Below are 23,207 nucleotides of genomic sequence, written 5' to 3' on the forward strand. Positions count from 1 at the left end.
AAACAAGGTGAGTCGTTATGCTGGAATATTTAGGTAAAACAATGGAGGGTACTTTAGATAGCTTGTATTAAATAGTGTCGAGCGCAGTCAACACATCATGCAAAAGATCATCTATGCGCTCACAACCTACACTAAACCTGACCACGCCACCGGCAATATCATCAGTGCCCCAACGAGCTCTGCGTTCAGCTGTACTGTGCACGCCGCCAAAACTAGTTGCATCATAAACGAGTTCACAGGCTTTTAAAAAGCTGTCTGCGGCTTGTTTAGACGCGAGCGTAAAACTAATAATAAAACCGTAGCTATGTTGCTGTTTATTGGCATGTTGATGCGAGGGGTCATCCTTTAAGCCAGGATAGCGAACAGCACTAACTTTTTCATGCTTTTGCAAGGCTTGGGCAAGAATAAGCGCATTGTCACACATGCGCTCAAGACGAACATCGAGCGTAGCTAGGCTGCGATGAACCAACCATGTTTCCATTGGCCCTGGGATATTACCTGAATATTTGCGCCACTCGCGTATTTTATTGCTAATCTCTTGGTCTTTTGATGAAACGTGACCAAACAAAACATCACTGTGCCCGTTTACTGCTTTTGTATCAGCACTCATAGAGATGTCGGCGCCAAGTGCTAAGGGCTGTTGCCCTAAAAAAGTAAGCGTGGTGTTATCAATGGCTAATAAGCCACCATGGTGATGAATTTTATTTGCTGCAACCTCAATATCAAATGTATCGAGCATAGGGTTGCTGGGAGTTTCGAGTAAGGCTAGCGCAATATTTTTAAAATCAAAGTCGTCGATTTCTTCGGTTTTGATAGTAAGCAGTTTTACACCAAACTTTACCAAATAAGTTTGCGCATAATGGCGCACAGGTGCATAACCATCACTAGGTAATAAAATAGTATCCCCAGGATTTACCAAGCTAGTTAAAATAGCGGCAGCAGCCGACATGCCCGAGGGAAACACGATAGTGTCGCCGCCTTCTAACGTTGCAAGGCCTTCCTCCAAGCTAGTCCAGGTGGGTTGACCAAATCGACCATACTGAAATACATCAGGGTTAACATCACCCGATAGGTGAAAGGTACTCGCAAATTCAGGTCCATGACGAAAAGCCTGACCATTTTTAGGAGCCGGCGCACCGGCATTAATACTCAACGACGCTAAAGATGGTTTACGAGACATAAGTGCTTCTTTTTATAAGGCTATTTGTAAACGAGCGCGAAACTCACTCCCTGTATCATCGCTTAGATTATCTTCTGCATCGGTATAAGTCACGCCTATACGGATAGTATTGTTCATATAATAATTAAGCCCAATACCGTAACTAGTTGCATCAGTCAATCCAAGTTCTTGATCTGAATAGGCACCATCGCCATCTTCATAACGTAATACTACTTCCCAAGCGCCTTTAGTTCCAGCGGGTTTTACGCGTTTAAATATACCGCCTTTGTATGGACGTGTTTCCCCCGTAATTATCCAGCCTGCCTGTACATAAATTCCTTGAGCGCTAACATTCATGTTGTTAGAAGATACATACTCACTTTGTAAATGGTAAGGTCCATTAGAATAGGCGAATTCTAATCCCGTCATATCAACATCAGCAGCCCTATTACTATAAGCTAAGCCTAAATGAAGTACTTCATCAGAAGAATGAATTGGGCTATAACTTACTCGTCCAGTAATTGCCGAACCATCGCCATTGCTATCATCTTCAAACACACCAAGAGCATAAGTCATGTCACCTTGTTGACCACTAAACAATAAGCCGTTCTGGCGTCCCGGTGCATATGCCTCGCTAATAGCACTACGTTCTAAAAAACTAATGTCTTTAGACGACTCTAACTGCTCTAGCCCAAATGGTTCATTTTGCTTGCCGACAGTTAACACAGCCTTTTTACCCCAACCATTATATTGAATATATAAATCCTCTGGGGTACCGCCATTGTTGTTACCAACATTAAACTGTATTTTATAGGACCAGTCACTGACATTTCCAGACAAGTACAAGCGCGCACGCCTTACACTAAAGTCATCTTCATCCGCCTCACCATTTAGTTCTGCATAGTTGTAGTCCCACATAAGGCGACCACCTATTTTTGCCGAAAACTCTCCATCACTTGTTTTTAGCTCAATTGGACCTTTTACGTTAATGATTAAGTCGCTGCCATCAGTGCTAAGGTCTGAGGCCATCGCTAAGCTCGGGATAAATAAGAGTGTAGACAACATAAAGGTTTTGCGCATAAATAAGAGTTCCAGACTTAGTAGGTGAGTTTTTACTTGTACCGATAACTTAATGATCAGATATCTTTTGGAATTTGTAACAAATAATTCATAAAACTGTCACATTATAGATTCTTTGCGGCTACTAAGTCGAGGATTAATACTGGCCTATTGCTTAAACGATACTTTTACTGCTTAAACGCATAGTCAATTTATTAGCGCACTACTAATCGAAAGTCGCAAAAATAGCGTATTTTATATATTAGATAATTGCATGAGTATAAAGTGCACCCAGAAAATTGGATAAGAACAGATAGCAAGGGCCTTTATTGCAAAGCATTAAACGCCTACATTGACCCGATGCAAGCGGTTGAGCACGCCATTATCACTCACGCCCATGCCGATCATGCTCGTGCAGGCCACACGCACGTTTATGCAACTGCCCAAACCCTCGATATTATGCGTATTCGTTATGGTGAAGACCATGCACAACATACCCATGCTCTGAAGTATGGGCAAACGATTACTTTGTATAAAGGCGAGCTTAGCCTGCACCCTGCGGGTCATATACTCGGCTCTGCGCAAGTTCTGATACAATACAAAGGGCAGCGTTTGGTCCACACCGGAGACTTTAAGCGTCAAGCTGACCCGACATGCGAAGCGTTTGTCCCCCTTGCTTGCGATGTTTTTGTGACCGAAGCAACCTTTGGCCTGCCTGTTTTTCAGCACCCACCGATAGAAGACGAGACGCAAAAATTATTGGCGTCACTAAATCGACTGCCTGAATCATGTCATTTAGTGGGAGTTTACGCACTAGGCAAGTGTCAGCGACTGCTTATTGCCCTGCGCACCTTAGGCTATCACCACCCTATTTATATTCACGGCGCCCTCGTTAATTTATGCGCTCTGTACCAACAATACGGTATCGATTTAGGTGAGCTTATTGAAGTGTCTAGCATAGACGACTTGTCGGTACTCAAAGGTCAGATTGTGTTAGCTCCTCCTTCTGCATTGAGTGACCGCTGGTCACGTAAACTTCCTAATCTTATGACCTCAATGGCCTCAGGGTGGATGCAAATTCGTGCGCGCAGTAAACAACGACGGGCTGAATTGCCGCTCATTATTTCAGATCACAGCGATTGGCAAGATTTACTCGACACCATAGAAGAAGTCAACCCCAAGGAAGTATGGGTAACTCATGGTCGAGAACAAGCATTGGTGCATCAAGCAAAAAAGATGGGCTATAAAGCTAAGGCCTTAAGCTTAGTTGGTTACGACGATGACGAGGAGTTTCAACTAAGTACTTCACCATTAACCACAGCACACAAAAAGTAGACTAGTATGAAAGCTTTTGCAGACTTGGTAGATAATCTTTATTACTTAAATAGCAACAATGCGAAAGCCAAGTTGTTACTTGAATACTTAAGTAACACACCGTCACCTGATCGAGGATGGGCCATTGCGGCCATTGCAGGGAGCCTGCATTTTGAATTTTTTAAACGTCGCACGGTAAAAGAGATTATTGTAGAGCGAGTTGACCCTGACTTATTTGCACTAAGCTATGACTATGTTGGTGAAATGAGTGAAACAGTTGCGCATTTGTGGTCAACCACACAAAATGCTGTTAGTCGTGATTCAAAAGACCCGAAACAGGTCCCTTTGCCCAGCCTTGATGAGATTGTGAATCAATTCTCAAGCTTGCCAAAAAAGGAAATAAAACCTTACTTGGTGAGTCTTTTGGATGTAATGACCCCAACCCAACGCTGGGCGCTATTAAAACTAGGTACACGGGGACTGAGAATTGGGGTGTCTGCTCGCTTTATGAAAAAGATTCTGGCCAGCTACGGCGCAAACTTCAATTCAAAGATAAGCGTTGAAGATATTGAGCGAGTTTGGCACGGTGTCAGTCCGCCCTATACCCATCTCCTTGCTTGGCTAGAAAACAAAGGACCAATGCCAGACATCAGCAATAGTTTAACTTTTCAGCCCGTTATGCTCGCGCATCCCATCGATGAACCCACCCTTGCAGAAATTCAACCGCAAGATTGGATTGCCGAATGGAAGTTTGATGGTATACGTGCACAACTGGTTCGAAATCACACCGGAACAGCCCTGTTTAGCCGAACGGGTGACGATATCTCAGGCAGTTTTCCTGATTTAATCAATCAGATAAACAACTCGGGGCTTGAGGGCCGGTTTGACGGCGAATTACTTGCCTTGGACCCGAGCATTAAGGTAAACGGCATCGCTAGTAAATTAAACGATGACACGCAAGATTACGCCCAAATAGCAAGCTTCAACCAATTGCAGCAGCGCTTAAACAAAAAGAAGCCAAGTAAAGCCTTAATGGAATCCATCCCGGTTGGTTTTATTATTTATGATGCCCTGCAAATTGCCAAAGAAGAATTACGTGAGCAGCCTTTATCTTATCGTAGTGAACAACTCGCACACTTTTATGCCCAGTTAACAAAGTCATTAAACAATCAGCAGCAAAGCGCCTTGTATTTGTTTCGTTCAGAGCAACTTCGCTTTGCTGGACCAGACGAACTTATTGCACTTAAGGAGCGCGCCAACAAGCTATCAAATGCTTATATTGAGGGGCTTATGATAAAGCGTAAAAATGCGACCTACGTTGCTGGACGCCCTAAAGGCCAGTGGTTCAAACTCAAGCGCGACCCCAAGTTAATCGACGCCGTGATCATGTACGCACAACGTGGTCACGGTAAACGGTCAAGCTACTATTCAGATTTCACCTTTGGTTGTTGGCAAGAAGGCACTTTACTTCCTATAGGCAAAGCCTATTCGGGTTTTACTGACGAAGAGTTAAAAAAGCTAGATACTTGGGTGAGACGAAACACCATAGGCCGCTTTGGCCCGGTCAAAGAAGTGAAAAAGGAATTAGTATTTGAATTAGCCTTTGATGCAGTGGCTCCGTCAAATAGGCATAAATCAAAGCTCGCGCTGCGTTTTCCACGGATTCATCGTATTCGCTGGGACAAACCAGCGAGCGAGGCCGACCAGCTAAGTACGCTCGTTGACATGATAAGCTAAGTGGTTGTTAGCAAACTTAGGAGAGACTCTGAAAGGCTTAGGCCTTAGCTGACGGTCGTTCATTCATTTGCTTATACCAACGCTGTAGATTGACTTGCTCGTCACTAATACGAATATCGACTACTCTTGCAAAATCGATTGAACAAAAGGCGGTAATATCGGCGATACTGTATTGAGTACCAGCCATAAACTCATTCGTAGACAAATGTTTTTCTAGAAGTTTTAGATATTTCACTGCATTAATACGACACGTTTCACCAAATTCTGGCACCGGGGTCATTCGGTCTTTAAAGTATCCTGTGGTATGTTGAAAACACATGCCAATTTGATTAAATAGGCACATCTCAATTTGTCGCTGCCACATTGCTATGGTGCCTTTTTCTAGCGGCGTAACCCCCATTAACGGATTTTCTGGTTTGAGCGTTTCGAAATATAAACATATTGCGTCGCTCTCACTAATACAAGTGCCATCATCTAATTCTAATACCGGTACTTTTCCAATAGGGTTTTTCTCACGCATTTGAGGTGACAAGTTTTCACCTTTCGCCAAATCAACCTGCACATATTCCATTTGAATGTCTTTTTCGGCTAAAAATATTCTTACTCGACGTGGTGTAGGAGCCGTTTTGGTATCGTATATTTTCATCTGCTTTCCTTTAATGTTGTTCTAGTTAGCCGCGAATGCTTCCTAATTTTTCATAAATTTGTATATAGTTGACCGCTAAACTTTTACATGTACGCCAACGTTTAGTGAACAAGCTATAGGACATACCTATTTCTGTTACTAGTTTCATGCGTCCAATACTCGCCATGCTATTTAACTCAAAAGGGGTAACAAATAAATGCCAGCTATGCGTGCCCCTTGGCAAGTAACGCATTATATATTCAGCCCCAACAATCCCCACAAAAAAGGATTTAAACGTACGGTTTAAGGTCGCCATAATCACGCAGCCACCTACTTTGCACAATTTACTACATTGGCCCACAAGTTCTTTTTGGTTAGGTACATGTTCAATCACTTCAGCATTAATTACTACGTCGAAAGGCAGCTCATTTGAGGCCAAAAAGTTTTGCGCATGTTCATGCACATAGTTGATTTCAAGTCCTGAACTCAGAGCGTGGCGTTTTGCCACGGCAATACTCATTTCGCTCACATCAATACCGGTAACATCAGCGCCCGCACGCGCAAGCGGCTCACAAACAAGTCCACCGCCACATCCCACATCCAAAATCCGTAAGCCTTTGAGGGGCTTATCATCATTCGCATTTAACTTGTAGTAATCACAAATTTGCGCAATAAAATAATCTACGCGTGCAGCATTAAATTCTAATGCCGTTTTATATTGACCATTTGGGTCCCACCAATTTTCGGCCAAGGCATCAAATTTTGCGATTTCTTCAGGGCTATAATTTCCGTTACTTGACGCATTATCTTTGTTACTATTTTTTACAGAAGTAAGCTTACTTTTATCTAACATCGTATATTCACTAATCTCTATATTATTACTCAACAAAAAAACGGCATAAATTTAGCTGCTGTACTTGCCAATTTTAAACGATTAACACAACGCCCAAAAGGAAATAACATGGCCAATCAATTTAACGTACTAGGTACAAGACTTAAGCTTTGCTGCGGTAACACAGGCTATACCCGCGAGGGCTTTTGTTACGTACCTGAATATGACCACGGCAATCACAGCGTTTGTGCCATCATGACAGACGAATTTCTTGCTTTTTCTAAAGCCCAAGGCAACGACCTAATTAGTCCCAACCCATTGTACGATTTTGCCGGCCTAAAAGCGGGTGACAAATGGTGTTTGTGCGCCATTCGTTGGTATCACTCCATATCGGCAAATGTCGCCCCACCCGTTGTGCTACAAGCTACCAACCAAAAAGCACTAGAAGTCGTTGGCTTAGATGTATTAAAAGCACACGAATATAAGCCCAAATAACTACTTTTGGCCTTCTTCCCATTGTTCGACTCGCCGTTTAGTTAACGCATCAATTTGGGCTTTATTTTCTGATACCCACCATTTTTCCATAATACGGACGTTTTTTTGGTTCGCTTTAAAAAACATATCCACGATGTCGCCTAGAATCGGCACAAAGCCTAACAAATAATCGATAAAAGCGTTGCGCACCATGGTAAATTTAAGTCCTTTGGGCATGCCCAATTTACTCCCTAAATAGACAATTCTAAATGACGCTAAAAGCATAATCGAATCACCAATCGCCGGAATTAAACCCACCAAAAAATCCAAGCCCACTCTAAAGTTTACGAAAGGAATTTTTACCGCAGTGTCTAGTAGATTTGCCAAGGCCTGTGCTTGCAGCAATTCTTTGGGAGCTTTAAAGTCTTCGTCTACCTCAAGTTCCGGTGCTTGCGATAGTTCTGGATTGTAGGTATGTACCGAACTTGATTTTTGGCCATTCGTCATTTGAGCGCTCCTAAATTTTTAGCACGGCTCTGTCTAAGTTCAAAAGTGTCGTTATCGTATTCTTTTTGCCAACCTTGCATGTTCTGCTGTAATAATTCAAACAGCATATCAAGATGAGCATCATCACTATTTAACGAAGGGATATATTCGTAACGCTCGCCACCGTTTTGTTCAAAGTATTCACGGTTCTCTTCTCCGATTTCTTCAATTGTTTCTAAGCAATCTGAAGAGAAACCTGGGCAAATAACTTGTACGGATTTAACCCCAGTCGCGGGCAAACCTTTCAGCGTTTCATCGGTATATGGCTTGAGCCATTCTTCTCTGCCAAAGCGAGATTGAAAGGTCGTCATGTATTTATCATTGCCCAAGCCTAAGTATTCAGCCACCAAACGGGTCGTTTTATGACATTGACAATGATAAGGGTCGCCGTTATCTAAATAACGTTTTGGAATGCCATGATAAGAAAATATCAACTTATCAGTGCGGCCATGCTTGTCCCAATGTGCCTTTATAGAATCACCGACACAAGCTATGTAAGCCTCGTTGTCTACGTATTGATTGATGAAGCGCAGTTCAGGTAGCCAGCGGCGCTTTAAAAAATCTTGAGCAATGGCATCAAAGGTAGACCCACTCGTAGACGCGCAATATTGTGGGTACAGAGGAAGCACAATTATCTTGCGCGCTCCAGCGTTTAACAACTTATCAATTGCACTTTCTACACTTGGTTGTCCATAGCGCATCGCATACTCCACAAGCACTTGGTCACCCCATGTGTCAGCAAAACGCGCTGCTATCCCTTTGGCTTGGTTCTTAGTATGCACAAGTAAAGGCGAGCCTTCGTCACTCCAAACTGTTGCATAAGCGGCCGCCGAACGTTTTGGGCGAATATTTAAAATGACACCGTTTAGAATACACCACCAAATCACCTTAGGTACTTCAACCACCCGTGGATCAGATAAAAACTGTTTCAGATAAGGCTTTAAAGCTTGTTTTGTAGGAGCCTGAGGTGTACCTAAATTACTGACGATAACACCAATTTTGTCCACTTGTTTGTGGGTAAAGGCAGTCTGAGACTGATATTTCATAGCTTAACTTTTTAAAAAACGAGTAATATAAATTTATGTACGCACACAATGCTGTTTTGGACTGAATCAATTATAGCAATGCTGCTTGGCAAGCAAACAGCATTGCTTAAGATATTCAAATGTCACCAAATAGCATTAGCCTACAGCGGGATAATAAGTAGGCGCACCAGGTCCTACAGGGAAACCAAACAGGAATACCCAGACATAGAATAAGATAGTCCAACCCAGCATAAATATCATAGAATACGGCAGCATAGTGGCGATTAAGGTACCTATGCCTAAGTCTTTTTTATACCTCACACCAATCGCCAAAATAAGCCCAAAATAACTCATCATTGGCGTTATCACGTTAGTCACAGAGTCGCCAATACGGTATGCCGCTTGAATAACTTCTGGGGAATAACCAATCAACATAAGCATAGGCACAAAAATAGGCGCGGTAATTGCCCACTGAGCTGAAGCACTTCCTAAAGATAAATTAACAACACCGCACATTAATATGAACAACACAAATACTTCAGGACCATCTAAACCCGTTGCTTGTAAGAAAGCCGCACCTTTAACCGCCAGAACAGTACCCAAATTAGTCCATTTGAAAAAGGCCACAAATTGAGCAGCAAAGAACACCAACACGATATATAGGCCCATAGAACTCATTGATTTTGCCATGGCATCAATGACATCGCGGTCATTTTTCATGCTCCCAGTAATTTTTCCATATACAAAACCAGGAATAGCAAAGGTAATGAAGATGTAAACAACAATCCCTTTCAAGAAAGGCGAGCCCGCTACAAGTCCTGTTTCTGGATTTCGTAACACACCGTTTTCTGGCACCACGGTTAGTGCTAAGACCCCAAGCAGTGCAAGAAAGGTAACGCCAGCCCATTTCATCCCTTTTATCTCTAACTTGGTAACTTCACCGATTTCTTGCTTGTCTAGATCAACAGTGGCTTCTTCAGGGTTATATTTACCCAGTCGCGGCTCTACGATTTTTTCAGTAACAAAAGCTCCCAAGGCTGCAATCATAAAGGTACTTACCATCATGAAGTACCAGTTTACTTCAGCACTTACCATATAGTCTGGATCAAGAATATGCGCCGCACTTTGCGTAAAGCCCGCTAAAGGGGATCTACCGTGCCGATAAAAAGGTTGGCACTATAGCCAGCGGAAACACCCGCAAAGGCAGCCGCTAAACCGGCAATGGGATGTCGCCCCAAAGAATGGAAAATCATTGCCGCGAGCGGGATCATGACCACATAACCAAGTTCTGACGCCGTATTAGATACAACGCCAGCAAATACTATCACTACGGTCACCATGCGGGGTGACGCATTCATCACCATTGAACGCATGATTGTGCTTAATAAGCCAGAATGTTCAGCTAAAGACACGCCAAGTAAAGCAACAAGGACCGTCCCCAACGGGGCGAATCCGGTAAAATTAGTTACCAGTCCTGTCACTATCTGGCGCAAACCATCGGCGTTTAATAGCGATATAACTTCAATTATGCCGTCGGCCTCGCGGCCCTTTGAACCAACAGGTCGAGGGTCCATAACGCTGACGTCAAAATAGCCTAAAATTCCGCTGAGGATGACGATAAATATCGCCAAGGAAGCAAATAAGGTTATAGGATGTGGTAGTAGATTTCCCAGCCATTCGACAGTGGCTAAAAAACGTGAGAACCAACCAGTTGGATTGTTGTTTACATCTGCGCTTGCCGCGCTTTTATTAGAATTATTATTCGACAAAACTGCCTCTTCAATTTAGGTTTATCTACTTTTGGCTTGTCTTCAAAACAAAAACTACCCTTTAAAGGATAGTTTTTGCGAGGGTAGACCAAATGCTTTACGAGATTGAGACTCGCGCAAAGCCGGTAGCATAATGCATATGTGTTACTTAATTGTTAAATAATAGCAAAAAACCAATTTTGTTTCATTAAGTCATTTTTATCGATGTGTTAGCTTTTCCCTTAGTCGCCCCAATAATATTTTTTGCAACCTCGGCAAGTCCAACACCTTGGCGCATAGACGCTTGCTGCAATTTTTGATGTGCCTCGGTTTCACTGAGCTTCAATTGCTCTATCAATAGTAATTTTGCTCTACTCACTAGTTTATGTTCAAAAAGACTGTTTTTTGCGGCGCAAAGTTCACCCGACATCTCGTCAATCCGCTGCGCTTGTTTTCGTAAAAGGTCGTAAATAGAGCGATGTAGATGTGTGTTGTCGTCAATATTTTTCACTTGAGCTTGATTAATACCCACGTCATTGTCGTCAATACCAAGTAAGCCAGGCATATCTGACCGAAACATGGTAATCAATGATGACGATGCCGGTTCAGTGTTAGCGTATCCAGCAACTTCATTCTGATGTTTTTTGAGTTCATCGCTACTTTCTTGAACGCGCCGTTTAGCATCCCGAAGCAACTGCTCTGAAAGTGAATGTTCAATAAGGTACATTTGATCTATTCGCTGAGTCGTTAATTCATACCAGACCTCACTAATTTCAGGCGAAATTGCCTCACCATCACGCAATTGTGAAATCAGTTGCCTAAACTTTGCAATTTCAGAACTTACTTTATGATGCGTTAATGTCGTCCAAGCATCACGGTGTGCCTGATTACTATACTCTAAAAACACCTCGATACTTTGCATTTGAGATTGTTGCAACTGTTCTAAACGAGCACATATTTGCGTAGTGAAATGTGAGTCTGCAAAACCAATTGCCCCCCACGCACGCTCTTGTCCTGAGTGCTCTTTAGCCTGAATGAAGTTAAAAAGTGCGACGAGTTGCTTGGTGAGTTGTGCATCATTTGAAATATCTGCAGCTTCAAAGACAATACTCATGAGCGCACCAATTAGTCGACAGTATGCCTGTGTTGACTCAAGTGGTTTGACTTTATGACGCTCAATACTTCGGCGCATATTTGGCAAGTTATCAATGCCTTGAAGACAAAGCGTTATGCTAAAAAGTAAGCGATGATTGTCGGTATTTTGCTTATTTTCTAGATAGTGTTTGTTGAGGATTTCCATTAAGTTTTGCTGCGCAAGCTCGCTCGCCTTTATTTGCAAGTTTCGTCTTTGCGAATAATGTGCACCAAGGGTGGCAAGGTAGATGTTGCTTACACCACGTTCTTTTTGCAGTTCATGAATAAGCTTGCAAATAACGGTTACCAAAAAACAGTTATCAGACAGTTGTCTTAAGGTTTTTTGCTCAGCGAGTTTTGCTGCGTAAAGAAACCGTTTAGTGTTGCTGCTATTCGCATGCATTTGGCTTCTCCAAATTTTCAGGTCTTACGTTAGGCTACTAATCAACAATAAAGCAAAGCTCATTCCACAATCTTACATTCACTTTTTTAGTTTTAGCCGCCTTAAAATTTCCTCGCAATAAAAAAGGTAAGATATTGAATAACTTACCTTTAAATAAAATTCTCCGTCAATAAGAAAAGGACACCGGCGCTGGCATACCAATACCAATAGCCTAAGAAACCAGTGTTATATTTTCCCTAATGCACCATAACGGGTGTTTTGCACTAATAATGCGCATAATAAGCCCTTAGAATTTAGTATTCACCCAAAGCCAAATCTTATCCGTGTCGGGGCGATTGCTTTCACCTGTGTATTTAGCAAATTTAACACCCAGCGCATAATTTTTATTTAGCACGGTAGTGTACTGAGCGTTTATCTCATGACCCAAATCATCCACTGTGGCGCTTGCCTCATCAGCTGAATAGTCGTGATATTTAAACAACCAGTTTCCGCCTAGCCCCTTAGTACCAAGGCCCAAATTTATATCAACTAAACCTTGCTGAGGGGTCGCTAAAAACATATCTGCCCAACCATTAAATTTATGCAATGTAGCCAGTGGCGTCGAGAAACCATAATCCCCATTGTCAGAACCTAATACTTCGTATGCTAAACTTAGGGTAAGGCCTTTAATTGCAGTAGCTACGTTTGCAGCAAAATAGTCAGCATCATATTCGCTTGTAACTGCTTTAGACGTTTGCGTTGCATACTCAAAGTGATATGACAAAGTGAGGTCTTTAACATCGCTTTTGCCATCAAAACTAAAGCCATAGGTATCTAAACCATTTGTTATTCCATTATCTGCTTCTAACAAATAGGCATAGGCAACAACTTTACCTAAACTCGCTTTATAGGATGCATTGAAAAAGTGGTCTTTTGCGTCTGTGTCAGCGGCCTCTGCAAAAATGCGATTTCGCTGGGTCACATAGGCGTATGAGGCGCTAAACTTATCATTTGGATGATACATAAAATTAGCTGCATCAAAGCTTTGACGGTCTTGTCGCCAGCCAACGTGGCCAACAAATCGGTGCCCATCTAAGGTAATCACTTGGCGTCCTAGTTTAACGCTAAACTTATCACTCTTATACTGAATAAAGCCTTGGTCCAACTCCGTTGTTTCAGGGTCAGCTATTACAGAATAAACGCCAGGCTTATAACCGGCAGGATCTACAGAATAATCCCCTTGACCAAGTAAGATGCGGCTATCTTCCATTTCTACATTGAAAGACCATCCATTTATACTTCCAGATGTATAGCCAAGGCGCGTTCTTAAGGTAAATGCGCTTGCATCTTCTCTGGCATTTGATTGAGAAACGTCTTCAAAACGTAAATTAAAATCTCCATAGACTTTACCTCCGCTAATCGCTTCGTGCAGTGTTTGGGCGCTTGCCGGTGTTGCCATGGCCGAAGTGAGTACACTAGCACCCGCCGTAGCAAGCAAAATGTGTCTTTTTTGTAACATGTGTTTTCCTTAAAAATAAAATGAAATTAGGCTAGATTCTTATATTTTTGCAAGCTAGGCAGCATTCGGTTTTGCTTGTGCTTGCGTTTTCCTTTGCGCTTTTGAGACAGGCTCTATTTTTCGTTGCTTTTCGTATAAGAAACGCAGTACTTCGTGGCGATATTTGTTGTACAGACTGTTGTCTGCAAGGGCGATTCTGTCTCTAGGACGCTCAAGTTCAATACTTAGGACTTCACCTATCGTGGCCTTTGGACCATTGGTCATCATCACAATACGGTCCGATAACAAAACAGCTTCATCAACGTCATGGGTGATCATGATGACGGTGTTGCCAAGTTGCGCGTGTATATCCATAACCGAGTCTTGCAAGCGGGCTCTGGTTAATGCATCAAGCGCACCAAAGGGTTCGTCCATCAAAAGCACCTTAGGTTGCATCGAAAGTGCTCGTGCGATACCCACTCTTTGCTTCATACCGCCTGAAATTTCTGACGGTAGTTTATGTGCTGCGTGGGTCATTTGGACCAAATCGAGATTATGCTTGACCCACTCTTTAATTTCGTGTTTGTTGCGCCCATTGCGGGTTTGCTTAACTGCCAGTTCAACATTTTTATAAACCGACAACCAAGGTAGCAGTGAGTGATTTTGAAATACGACTGCGCGCTCTGGTCCCGGTTCGTTGACCTCAGTGGCGTCCAAAATAACGCCGCCTTGAGTCGCTTTATATAGGCCCGCAACTATGTTTAGAACGGTTGACTTACCACAACCTGAATGGCCAATCAAAGAGACAAACTCGCCTTTCTCTATTTTCAGGTTCACATTCTCAAGGGCAACAAAAGGTCCCTTTGGGGTTGGAAACTCCATACCAACTTGGGTGAGCTCTAGGTGTTTTGCGTTTGTCATATTACTTGCCTCAATGATACTGTTTCAGTCTTAATGTTTTAGGTTTTGCTAGTTTGTTGGCTTACGCTGGTGAACGATTGCCTAGCGTAAAGTTGCACTTTTATCCCAACTCACACTTTTTTGAAGGAGCAGCATTAGCCTATCTAAGATAAAACCAATTATGCCAATGGTCAGAACAGCGACCATAATGCGCGCTAGCGATTCAGAGCTTCCATTTTGGAACTCATCCCATACAAACTTTCCTAAACCTGGGTTTTGTGCCAACATTTCTGCGGCGATTAGTACCATCCACCCTATTCCCAAACTCAATCTAAGTCCGGTAAAAATCATAGGAATTGAAGAGGGTAAAACAATTTTTGTGATGTGCTTTATAGGGTTTAATCTCAGCACTTTGCTCACATTAATTAAATCAACGTCAATATTTGACACGCCCACGGAGGTATTTACGAGTGTTGGCCAGATGCAGCAAAGAGAAACCGTTACCGCCGAGGTAATAAACGATTTTGAGAACATGGGATCGTCGCTAATGTAAACTGCGCTTACGACCATGGTTACCAAAGGTAGCCATGCCAAAGGAGAAATTGGTTTGAATAGTTGTATTAAAGGGTTTATCGCGGCATACGTCCCTCGACTCAAACCACAAACAATCCCAACAGGCACAGCAATAAGCGACGCCACACCAAAACCAAACATGACCGTGAACAAGCTCGTCCAAATTTGATCAAAGAAAGATGGAGCGCCAGTGTAGGGCCGTATCTTCCCTTCGTACGTAGGATCGCTTTCTTGCCTTTTCGCTATGCGCGTTTCTTGTCGCTCGTAAAATGCTTCGGCTTTGTCTTGTTTTTCAATATGTTCATTAACTAATACTTGCGCCTGTTCCCATACTTGAGTTGGCCCAGGAAACTCACCAAGTGAGGTGTCAATAGTCTTCGCTGCGCTGGCCCAAATACCGATGAAAAATAAAATCCCTATACAAGGCAGTAGCAAGGTATTCAAACCAGATGTCACTTGCTCCCACACCTTGGATGATGAAATTTGGTTAAAGCTAGTTGGTGTAATGACTTTAGATAGCATCATCAAACTCCTTAAACTAAAATGTGTTGTCGATAAAAAAGGGCGAGACGACTCAGCCTTTTCGTTTTTGCACAAGGCCTAAGCAGCCTTGTACCCAAGCTTGATGCTATTGTCCTGTAACTTGAGCGACTTCTTTGTTGCCGCCTTGTAGACCAATTTTGAATTTCGCTAAATATTCATTTGGTTTACTGCCATCGTAGGCAACACCATCAATAAACTCATCGTGCTTGGGTTTAAATCCGGTTTCGCTAACAAAATTTGGAAAATCAGAGGCTTTCGCTTTGCCTTCAGCAATGAGTAATGAAGCTGCTTTTGCATATACATCGGGCTTATAAACACGCTTAGCCGTTTCGATATACCACTGGTCAGATTTTTCTTCTGATATTTGGCCCCATCTGCGCATTTGGGTTAAGTACCAAATAGCGTCGCTATAGTAGGGGTAGGTCGCGTTGTGCCTAAAAAACACATTGAAGTCAGGTATCGCTCTTTTATCGCCTTTTTCAAACTCAAAGGTGCCGGTCATACTATTGGCAATAACTTCTTCGTCGGCCCCAACATAGTTAGGCATAGAAAGTATTTTTACTGCCGCTGCGCGATTAGCGTTGTCATTTTCGTCTAACCACATCGCCGCTCTTAGCATGGCCTTGACCACTAAAATATGTGTGTTTGGATTTTCTTGCGCCCATTCGTTGCTCACGCCATAGACTTTTTCTGGATTGTTTTTCCAAATTTGATAATCGGTGATGACAGGGACACCAATACCCTTAAAAACAGCTTGTTGATTCCAAGGTTCGCCAACACAGTAACCATGGATGGTACCCGCTTCCATGGTAGCTGGCATTTGTGGCGGAGGAGTCACAGAAAGAAGTGCTTGGGCATTAATTTGACCGCTGTTGTCCCCTTTCTCAGGCGCGTAATAACCTGGGTGAATGCCGCCTGCAGCAAGCCAGTAGCGTAGTTCATAGTTGTGTGTAGAGACCGGGAATACCATGCCCATCTTAAACGCTTTGCCTTCGCTTGCGAGTTTATCAACAACGGGCTTTAACGAATCTGCTTTTATAGGGTGGACCGGCAAATTGTTTTCGTGTGGAATATTGGCTTTCATCATTTTCCAAACGTCATTTGATACCGTAATACCATTACCGTTAAGGTCCATACTAAATGCCGTCACAATATGCGCTTTTGTGCCATAGCCTATTGTTGCCCCAAGCGGCTGTCCTGCGAGCATATGCGCACCGTCTAGTTCTTTATCGATAACGCGGTCAAGTAGCACTTTCCAATTCGCTTGCGCTTCTAAAGTGACATACAACCCCTCGTCTTCGAAATAGCCTTTTTCATAAGCAATCGCCAGTGGTGCCATATCAGTAAGTTTGATAAAACCTATTTTCAACTCTTCTTTTTCGGGGTATATCTCTTCACCAAGTGCTACCTGAGCATTCAAAGAAAGACAAATCACACCTAAGGCAGCGGCGCGGCGGCTAAGTAGAGTGGCATTAGTCGCAATATGGTGAGTTACACTCATTGCCTTGTTGCATATTACCGTTACATGTTTGATGCTCATTTTGCTTCCTTCTATGCTAAATTTTGCGCAAAAAAAAGCCTGCAACGATATCGAAATTAATCGATATTCATTGCAGGCATCTTTGCCATAGTGCCCCTTCGAGAAGTGAACACCAGCTAGTTAATAATATTTTGTCGCTTATAGTTATTACTTAATACCAACAACACACAAGGTATTGCTAAGCAGTTAAGATTGTTTTGACACTTCTAGCTAAGCATCTTTAGTGCCAACTATTTTATCTATCGATTTCAACAACTTAACAATCCATTAACACCTGTGGCTAGTGCTTTTTTGATTCAATTTCGTGCACTGCGCACAAGCATAGTGCTATCACGATTAATTTAAGTTCACTTTTTCTTTGTGCTGCTCTCAACCATCTAACATGCGAAAAAACTAATTATTGGCATACAACAAAGAAACGTCATTCCCAACTTGATTGGGAACCTCGTAACCACAACTACGGTGTGCTCTATTACCTAGCGAAGCAATGAAGGGTAAAGATCAACCCAGCACGGATTAAATTTATTTATCAGTTGGTTTTTCCAATCTCTGTTCCACTTTTTCAAACGTTTTTCGCGTAGTATTGCGTTGTGCATATCATTAAATTGTTCAAAATAGATAAGTTTGTGTAGGTTGTAATTCGCACTAAACCCTTCAATTAGCTTATTTTTATGCTGATAAATACGTTGAACAATGTTGCTAGTGACACCGATGTACAATGTGGTATTTCGATCGTTGGTGATTATGTAAACGGATGGTTGTTTCATGATTGAATTCCTTTTCGATTAGAAATTAACAATAGACTAATGTTTTCATTCTGAAAAGTACTGGTTTTAAGTTTTCTAAATGCTTTGCGAGGTTCCCAATCAAGTTGGGAATGACGTTTCTTCGTAGTGATATTTTAGGGCAGGTTTATGCTGTGAGTGGTGCATTCTTCTCGTATAAAAGGTTTCAGTTCAACTCGTTTGAGACTGGGTATTGAGCATCTTGCACATTTTTTAGCAAAAGCACTGACTTATCGCGCTGCTGCCATAATTGTTTCGCTAGTATGCTGGCTTCATGCTGAGGGAGTGATTTAGTCATCATCAAAATAGGCGTTAAGGTGCTTATTATTGTATTCACACCGTATAGGTCGCAATTGTCATCGCTACTTTGCCAACATTTGAGTAGAAGCGAAGTGTCTAGTGACTTTGGTTTAATTTGCCAACTTTGCTTTTCAGCAATTTCTTCTTGGCTAATCGCCTTGGCCTTATTGTGCTGATAAAAGTGTACTTCGCTGGTCTTTGAAGGGTTCACTTCTGGTTCGCCGCCCTCTCCTCTAAAGCATAAAACGTTTGCATCTCCCAAACGCGCCGCTATCTCGATGTGCTTTACATCAACGCCTTGGTGGTGCACACCTTGCACACAGTAAGTCGCCGACATTGGGTTAAGCAAGCGTGCTAATGTATTAGCACACGAGCGAAGCCCAAAAAGTGCTCGTAATTGGATAATGTTATGTAAGGGGGCATGGAAATCTTGCAAGTCCATATATGAGGCGCCCTGCGTACTGATTTTACTTAGGGCAAGCTCGGGCGTTTTAGCATGTAACCCATCTAATAAACCAAGCTGTTGAAGTGCGTCTTTCACATACAATCTATTTGAATCAGGTTCGCTAGTGCCATGTATAAAAAGCCGATAATCATTTTGTTGTAAAATGCCAAGCGCAAGTATAAACCAAGGCAATTGCCTTCTTTTTCCTGCATAACAGCCAATGTCTATATCAACGCTGGGGCGCGGGCCTACATTGTTTTTTGCAAAGCTAAACGAGCTACGACACGCCCGAACAAAACCGCTAAGTTCGTCAGTACTTTCTTCTCTTACGCGCAATAGCATTAAAAATGCGCCTTTTTGTTCAGGCAACACTTCATCGTTCAACAACATTTGCATGGCGCTAAATGCTTCTTCTTCTGTCAAATAGCGTCCGGCACGTTTACCTGCCCCAATCGCTTTAATGAAATGGCTAAACTCTCTGCTCATAAATTTTCTACTGCATTAAACAGCGACATGCTGGCGCTGAAATCGAGGAGGAGCTGCATGCGTATCCTGCGCTTTTGATGACGTAAATTGTGCCCATGAACTAACACCCTGTTGATGATTAACCACCTCACCACAAACAATAATAGCAGGCCCTTTTAACTTAGCATTTTCTACTGCTTTGGCAATATCTTTTAATGAGGCTTTGACAACTTGTTGCTCGCGAGTACAGGCCTTATCAAGTAAGGCAATTGGATAATCAGCACTTAAGCCATTTTCCATTAAACGCTGGGCAATCAAGCCTATTTTTTTCAAGCCCATATAAAAGACCAAGGTTTGCTCAGGAGCCGCGTTAGCCAAATTCACCCAATTAGGTTCTTGTTCTGGGCTTTTAAAACTTGCCGTAGTAAAAATCACTGATTGTGCACATTCGCGATGCGTAAGCGGGATCCCCGAATAAGCTGATGCACCCGAGGCAGTGGTAATTCCAGGGACAATAACAAAATCAATTTGCTGCTTAGTTAGCATGTCTGTCTCTTCAGCCGTGCGTGCAAAGATGGCTGGATCGCCGCCTTTCAAGCGCACTACACTTTTTCCTTGCTTGGCATGAAATACGATGCGCTTACAAATATCGTCTTGGTGCATACTATGTTGCATGCTGCGCTTTCCTACATATTCGGTTGTGGTTGATGTAGGAATAAGTTGCAATACCGATTCATCAACTAAATTATCGTATAAAACCACATCTGCCGTTTGCAAGGCTTTATATGCTTTAATCGTCAGTAATTCTGCATCTCCAGGCCCTGCGCCGACAATCCAAACAAATCCATTGGTAGAATAGGTATTCTTAATTTGTAGGTTGATTAAGTTAGTCATAGATTACTCGCTTCAAGGTTGGTAATAGGAATGTGGAGGCTTTGTTCTTTGCTTTTTGTGCTTGCTTGTTGTTTTTTGCTTTCTGCAATATTGCTTAGTGCAGTCACAGTTGTCGATTCAATCAATGCACTTATCTCACTTTTGCATGACCCACAATTGGTACCGCACTTTAAATGAGAACCCAAACTATCTACTGTGTTAAGCCCGCTCTCAATGGCTTGGGTAATAGGAAGCTCTCGTATCTGATGGCAACTACAAACAAGCTTGCCTTGTAAAAACGCAAGCGGTGGGCTGAAACGCAAGACTTCAGAGACTTGGGCAGAGATTTCTGGTTTTTTGATTTCAAATAGGCTATCAATCCAAGCACTCGCAACATCGCTTTTTTTATCGCTAAGATACACAATGCTTTTCAACTGCTCTGAGACATAAGCAACGCAAGTTTGTTTTGACGCGTCAGCCTGATGATACTCATAGTAAGCTGCGTCAGTGCAAAGGTGTAATTTACACGTGTTTAGCCAATCCGCTTTAGGAGATGCAATAGCAACACTGTAGATATAGCAGTTTGTTTGCTTTGTACATGTCCAATAGTCGCTTATGTTTTCAAGTGTTTCTTTACTGAGCTTGTCAGTGCTGGCGATAACACCATAACGATGCATGGCAAGCTTCGTGATGTTCACGGCAGCATGTTTTAATTCAGGCTGTCCCGAAATTGGGTCATTGGCACTGCTAAACAGCCATGCAACGCTGCTGTTTGAAGCCCACTGTTTAGTCCAATGAATAGGTGCAAATAGACTTCCTCTGCGCAGCTTTTCATCAAACTGAATGGGTAAAATAACCTCCCCATTTGGATTGCTACTTGAGCTTAACCGCACTAGTTCGCCCTCTTTTAGTAGCAATGTATTTGCATCTGCAGGATGGATAAACAATATTGCTTCTGGTGAGTGTTGATGTAAGCGGGCAGCATTGCCAGTGCGCGTCATAGTGTGCCACTGGTCACGCAGGCGCCCAGTGTTAAATACAAAAGGAAACTGCTCGTTGGTGAGTTGCGCTGGGGCTCGCGGTATAATCGCAATAAACTGTGCACGTTGATTGGGGGTATAAAAATGCCCATCTGTAAATAAACGTTTTTGCCCGTTTAAGTCGCCGCTTAAACCTTGAGTTAAAGGCCATTGCACAGGCTTAAGATGCTGATATTCATGTTCGCTTAAATGACATAAGGCGGATAAGTCAAAGGCACGTTCACCATTATTTTTAAACGCGCTTAAGCGTGCATGTTCTTGAAATATTTGACTCGGTGAGCTAAACGAAAACGCGTCGCCATGCCCCATTTTTGTTGCCACGTCGCAAATGATCTGCCAGTCATGCTTTGCTTCACCTTTTGCAGGAACAATTGCGCGTTGACGAGAAATGCAACGTTCAGAGTTAGTCACTGTGCCATCTTTTTCTGACCATGGTGTTGCCGGCAAAGCAGCATGAGCAAATTGCAAGGTATCATTGCTTTGAACAACATCAGATACCACCACAGTCGGGCATTGTTTAAGGGCAGCCTCTACTTTGCTTCTATTTGGCATACTTGCCACTGGGTTAGTCCCCATAATCCACAAGAACTTTATCTTGCCTTGTTCAAGGGCATCAAATAAATCCACTGCTTTTAAACCAGGTTTGGTTGCTAGGTTTTTGCTTTGCCAAAATTGACTAACAAGCTCAAGATGCTTTGGTTCTTCAAAAGACATATGTGCTGCCAGCATATTCGCTAGCCCGCCAACTTCGCGCCCGCCCATTGCATTTGGTTGACCGGTTATTGAAAACGGACCACTTCCTTCTTTGCCTATTTGACCGCTGGCTAGATGGCAATTAATAATAGCATTGGCTTTGTCAACGCCCGAACTCGACTGATTAATGCCCATTGAATAAAAACTAAGGGCTGAATTTGCTTTACTAAACATCTCGTAAAAGGCAATTACATCTTCAAGCGCTAATTCACACCGCTTAGAAACTACCAAGGGGCTAAACTCTTCGGCAGCCAAAAACGCTGCGTCGTATCCATCGGTGTTTGCTTTTACATAGTCAGCATTTACCGAATTTTCGCCAATATATTTAAGTAGGCCATTAAATAAAATGGCGTCGGTACCCGGCTTTAGGGCCAAAGAAAGATCTACCAAGCTCGATGTAGCTGTTTTACGTGGGTCTACTTGAACAACTTGTAAGTTTGGGTTGGCTAATTTTGCGCGCTCCATGCGCTGAAATAGTACAGGATGCGTCCAAGCTGCATTTGATCCAATTAAGACCAAAAGATCGGTTTTATCAATATCGTCATAGCAGCAAGGTACTAAGTCTTCACCAAAAGCGCGCTTGTAAGCCGAAACTGCAGACGACATACATAAGCGCGAATTTGTGTCTATATTTCCTGAGCCAATAAAACCTTTCATCAATTTATTGGCTACATAGTAGTCTTCAGTTAACAATTGGCCTGATACATAAAACGCCACTGAATCTTTGCCGTGCTCTTTTATTGCATCGCTTAGTTTATTGGCAACCCAAGTACTCGCTTCATCCCAGTTGCTATCTTTACCTTTTATAACTGGACTCAGCAGACGTCCTTCGCTCTGTGTCGTTTCAAGCAGGCTTTGCCCTTTGATGCACAGCCGCCCGTAGTTAGCCGGATGTTGCCGAGTCCCCTGCAAGTCTTGCAATTGATAATCAGCATTAATTTTTTCTACACTAATATCAATACCACAACCCACACCGCAGTATGGACACGTTGTTTCTTTGAGCTTTTTAGTGCAGGAGCGCATACTTATATCGCCCCTAAAGGTGACGCTACTTTTATTTGCAAGATGTTATCTTGAAACCGACTTTCATATGTTTTTAATACAACGTCAGCTTGTTCAAAACAAATACCGCTCAGTAATGAATAGTGCTGTTTGTATAGGGGGCTAGCAACCATGGGCTCACTATCAATTGAACCTACTAGGCCTCTGTACATAACATTAGCCTTGCCAATGGGATCCCAATTACTGCATACATATACACTTTCCGTAACAGGAAGGTAAAACAAAGCGAGTTGCTCTTGGCTTTTAAGACTAGCATCACTTTTTTGCATGTTCTTTATCGGCGGTAAGATGGCGCAAATACCCGAATTTGGGATAAGGTCAGCTCGTTCACAGATATTAATCCAAGTCGCCTGTGTGTCGTTAATTTCATTTTCTAGTGCTTGCAACATTGTCTT

At 42.6% G+C, this 23,207-nt stretch carries 19 protein-coding genes and 3 pseudogenes; 3 read left to right on the forward strand and 19 right to left on the reverse strand.

The window, feature by feature from the left end:
- Positions 1-67: 67 nt before the first annotated feature.
- Positions 68-1,180, reverse strand: a complete 1,113-nt coding sequence (locus tag AC0L6H_RS22115; protein ID WP_473391614.1) for a cystathionine gamma-lyase — start codon at positions 1,178-1,180, stop codon at positions 68-70.
- 12 nt (positions 1,181-1,192) lie between these two features.
- Positions 1,193-2,239, reverse strand: a complete 1,047-nt coding sequence (locus tag AC0L6H_RS22120) for an OprO/OprP family phosphate-selective porin (protein WP_473391616.1) — start codon at positions 2,237-2,239, stop codon at positions 1,193-1,195.
- Positions 2,240-2,503: 264 nt separating this feature from the next.
- Here AC0L6H_RS22120 and AC0L6H_RS22125 point away from each other — a divergent pair, with 264 nt between their 5' ends.
- Positions 2,504-3,553: a ligase-associated DNA damage response exonuclease gene (locus AC0L6H_RS22125; protein WP_473391618.1), complete on the forward strand. Its 1,050-nt coding sequence runs from the start codon at positions 2,504-2,506 to the stop codon at positions 3,551-3,553.
- 6 nt (positions 3,554-3,559) lie between these two features.
- A complete protein-coding gene (locus tag AC0L6H_RS22130) occupies positions 3,560-5,269 on the forward strand; it encodes a cisplatin damage response ATP-dependent DNA ligase (protein ID WP_473391619.1) in 1,710 nt (569 codons plus the stop codon).
- A gap of 37 nt (positions 5,270-5,306) precedes the next feature.
- On the opposite strand, the gene AC0L6H_RS22135 is transcribed toward AC0L6H_RS22130, so the two are convergent.
- Together AC0L6H_RS22135 and ubiG are read right to left on the reverse strand one after the other, a co-directional pair.
- On the reverse strand, positions 5,307-5,915 hold the full coding sequence (locus AC0L6H_RS22135) for a glutathione S-transferase family protein (RefSeq protein WP_473391621.1): 609 nt from the start codon (positions 5,913-5,915) through the stop codon (positions 5,307-5,309).
- A gap of 25 nt (positions 5,916-5,940) precedes the next feature.
- Positions 5,941-6,747: a bifunctional 2-polyprenyl-6-hydroxyphenol methylase/3-demethylubiquinol 3-O-methyltransferase UbiG gene (gene ubiG / locus AC0L6H_RS22140; protein WP_473394622.1), complete on the reverse strand. Its 807-nt coding sequence runs from the start codon at positions 6,745-6,747 to the stop codon at positions 5,941-5,943.
- Between the two features lie 108 nt (positions 6,748-6,855).
- Here ubiG and AC0L6H_RS22145 point away from each other — a divergent pair, with 108 nt between their 5' ends.
- A complete protein-coding gene (locus AC0L6H_RS22145; protein ID WP_473391622.1) occupies positions 6,856-7,221 on the forward strand; it encodes a DUF2237 family protein in 366 nt (121 codons plus the stop codon).
- Here the strand turns inward: AC0L6H_RS22145 and AC0L6H_RS22150 are convergent, their stop codons facing one another.
- From AC0L6H_RS22150 to nirD, 15 genes and pseudogenes are all read right to left on the reverse strand, one after another.
- Entirely contained in the window at positions 7,222-7,707 is a 486-nt protein-coding gene (locus AC0L6H_RS22150) for a DUF4112 domain-containing protein (protein WP_473391623.1), read from the reverse strand.
- Positions 7,704-8,792, reverse strand: coding sequence for a ferrochelatase (gene hemH, locus AC0L6H_RS22155; RefSeq protein ID WP_473391625.1), 1,089 nt, complete (start codon positions 8,790-8,792; stop codon positions 7,704-7,706). Before hemH ends, AC0L6H_RS22150 begins: the two co-directional genes overlap by 4 nt.
- Positions 8,793-8,927: 135 nt before the next feature.
- Positions 8,928-10,540: pseudogene (locus AC0L6H_RS22160) on the reverse strand (AbgT family transporter).
- Between the two features lie 187 nt (positions 10,541-10,727).
- The gene (locus AC0L6H_RS22165; protein WP_473391626.1) at positions 10,728-12,056 is read right to left on the reverse strand and encodes a nitrate- and nitrite sensing domain-containing protein; all 1,329 of its coding nucleotides are present in this window, start codon (positions 12,054-12,056) and stop codon (positions 10,728-10,730) included.
- Between the two features lie 286 nt (positions 12,057-12,342).
- The gene (locus AC0L6H_RS22170; protein ID WP_473391628.1) at positions 12,343-13,554 is read right to left on the reverse strand and encodes an alginate export family protein; all 1,212 of its coding nucleotides are present in this window, start codon (positions 13,552-13,554) and stop codon (positions 12,343-12,345) included.
- Between the two features lie 54 nt (positions 13,555-13,608).
- Positions 13,609-14,454 (reverse strand): ABC transporter ATP-binding protein, encoded by an 846-nt coding sequence (locus AC0L6H_RS22175; RefSeq protein ID WP_473391629.1) that lies wholly within the window; start codon positions 14,452-14,454, stop codon positions 13,609-13,611.
- 81 nt (positions 14,455-14,535) lie between these two features.
- Positions 14,536-15,528 (reverse strand): ABC transporter permease, encoded by a 993-nt coding sequence (locus tag AC0L6H_RS22180; RefSeq protein ID WP_473394623.1) that lies wholly within the window; start codon positions 15,526-15,528, stop codon positions 14,536-14,538.
- A gap of 106 nt (positions 15,529-15,634) precedes the next feature.
- Complete coding sequence (locus tag AC0L6H_RS22185; RefSeq protein WP_473394625.1) at positions 15,635-17,050, reverse strand: CmpA/NrtA family ABC transporter substrate-binding protein; 1,416 nt, start codon at positions 17,048-17,050, stop codon at positions 15,635-15,637.
- 515 nt (positions 17,051-17,565) lie between these two features.
- Positions 17,566-17,856, reverse strand: a complete 291-nt coding sequence (locus AC0L6H_RS22190; protein ID WP_473391631.1) for a GIY-YIG nuclease family protein — start codon at positions 17,854-17,856, stop codon at positions 17,566-17,568.
- Between the two features lie 184 nt (positions 17,857-18,040).
- Positions 18,041-19,105: a glycosyl transferase family protein gene (locus AC0L6H_RS22195; protein WP_473391633.1), complete on the reverse strand. Its 1,065-nt coding sequence runs from the start codon at positions 19,103-19,105 to the stop codon at positions 18,041-18,043.
- 15 nt (positions 19,106-19,120) lie between these two features.
- On the reverse strand, positions 19,121-19,978 hold the full coding sequence (gene cobA / locus AC0L6H_RS22200; RefSeq protein ID WP_473391634.1) for a uroporphyrinogen-III C-methyltransferase: 858 nt from the start codon (positions 19,976-19,978) through the stop codon (positions 19,121-19,123).
- Positions 19,975-20,634 carry a (2Fe-2S)-binding protein gene (locus AC0L6H_RS22205; protein WP_473394626.1) on the reverse strand — a complete coding sequence of 220 codons (660 nt, stop codon included), beginning with the start codon at positions 20,632-20,634 and terminating at the stop codon, positions 19,975-19,977. Before AC0L6H_RS22205 ends, cobA begins: the two co-directional genes overlap by 4 nt.
- 36 nt (positions 20,635-20,670) lie before the next feature.
- A pseudogene (locus AC0L6H_RS22210) lies at positions 20,671-21,306 on the reverse strand (molybdopterin oxidoreductase family protein); the annotation flags it as partial.
- Positions 21,307-21,321: 15 nt separating this feature from the next.
- A pseudogene (locus tag AC0L6H_RS22215) lies at positions 21,322-22,773 on the reverse strand (molybdopterin-dependent oxidoreductase); the annotation flags it as partial.
- A gap of 2 nt (positions 22,774-22,775) precedes the next feature.
- Positions 22,776-23,201, reverse strand: coding sequence for a nitrite reductase small subunit NirD (gene nirD, locus AC0L6H_RS22220; protein ID WP_473391636.1), 426 nt, complete (start codon positions 23,199-23,201; stop codon positions 22,776-22,778).
- Positions 23,202-23,207: the final 6 nt, after the last annotated feature.

It is taken from the genome of Glaciecola sp. G7-5 (assembly GCF_055808975.1).

Coding starts and splice junctions, on each gene's coding strand:
- AC0L6H_RS22135 (WP_473391621.1), bottom strand. CDS start 5,915: ATGAAAATATACGATACCAAAACGGCTCCTACACCACGTCGAGTAAGA.
- AC0L6H_RS22195 (WP_473391633.1), bottom strand. CDS start 19,105: ATGAGCAGAGAGTTTAGCCATTTCATTAAAGCGATTGGGGCAGGTAAA.
- AC0L6H_RS22185 (WP_473394625.1), bottom strand. CDS start 17,050: ATGAGTGTAACTCACCATATTGCGACTAATGCCACTCTACTTAGCCGC.
- AC0L6H_RS22180 (WP_473394623.1), bottom strand. CDS start 15,528: ATGCTATCTAAAGTCATTACACCAACTAGCTTTAACCAAATTTCATCA.
- AC0L6H_RS22150 (WP_473391623.1), bottom strand. CDS start 7,707: ATGACGAATGGCCAAAAATCAAGTTCGGTACATACCTACAATCCAGAA.
- hemH (WP_473391625.1), bottom strand. CDS start 8,792: ATGAAATATCAGTCTCAGACTGCCTTTACCCACAAACAAGTGGACAAA.
- AC0L6H_RS22170 (WP_473391628.1), bottom strand. CDS start 13,554: ATGTTACAAAAAAGACACATTTTGCTTGCTACGGCGGGTGCTAGTGTA.
- AC0L6H_RS22175 (WP_473391629.1), bottom strand. CDS start 14,454: ATGACAAACGCAAAACACCTAGAGCTCACCCAAGTTGGTATGGAGTTT.
- AC0L6H_RS22115 (WP_473391614.1), bottom strand. CDS start 1,180: ATGTCTCGTAAACCATCTTTAGCGTCGTTGAGTATTAATGCCGGTGCG.
- AC0L6H_RS22205 (WP_473394626.1), bottom strand. CDS start 20,634: ATGCATCGTTATGGTGTTATCGCCAGCACTGACAAGCTCAGTAAAGAA.
- nirD (WP_473391636.1), bottom strand. CDS start 23,201: ATGTTGCAAGCACTAGAAAATGAAATTAACGACACACAGGCGACTTGG.
- AC0L6H_RS22120 (WP_473391616.1), bottom strand. CDS start 2,239: ATGCGCAAAACCTTTATGTTGTCTACACTCTTATTTATCCCGAGCTTA.
- ubiG (WP_473394622.1), bottom strand. CDS start 6,747: ATGTTAGATAAAAGTAAGCTTACTTCTGTAAAAAATAGTAACAAAGAT.
- AC0L6H_RS22165 (WP_473391626.1), bottom strand. CDS start 12,056: ATGCATGCGAATAGCAGCAACACTAAACGGTTTCTTTACGCAGCAAAA.
- AC0L6H_RS22190 (WP_473391631.1), bottom strand. CDS start 17,856: ATGAAACAACCATCCGTTTACATAATCACCAACGATCGAAATACCACA.
- AC0L6H_RS22145 (WP_473391622.1), top strand. CDS start 6,856: ATGGCCAATCAATTTAACGTACTAGGTACAAGACTTAAGCTTTGCTGC.
- cobA (WP_473391634.1), bottom strand. CDS start 19,978: ATGACTAACTTAATCAACCTACAAATTAAGAATACCTATTCTACCAAT.
- AC0L6H_RS22130 (WP_473391619.1), top strand. CDS start 3,560: ATGAAAGCTTTTGCAGACTTGGTAGATAATCTTTATTACTTAAATAGC.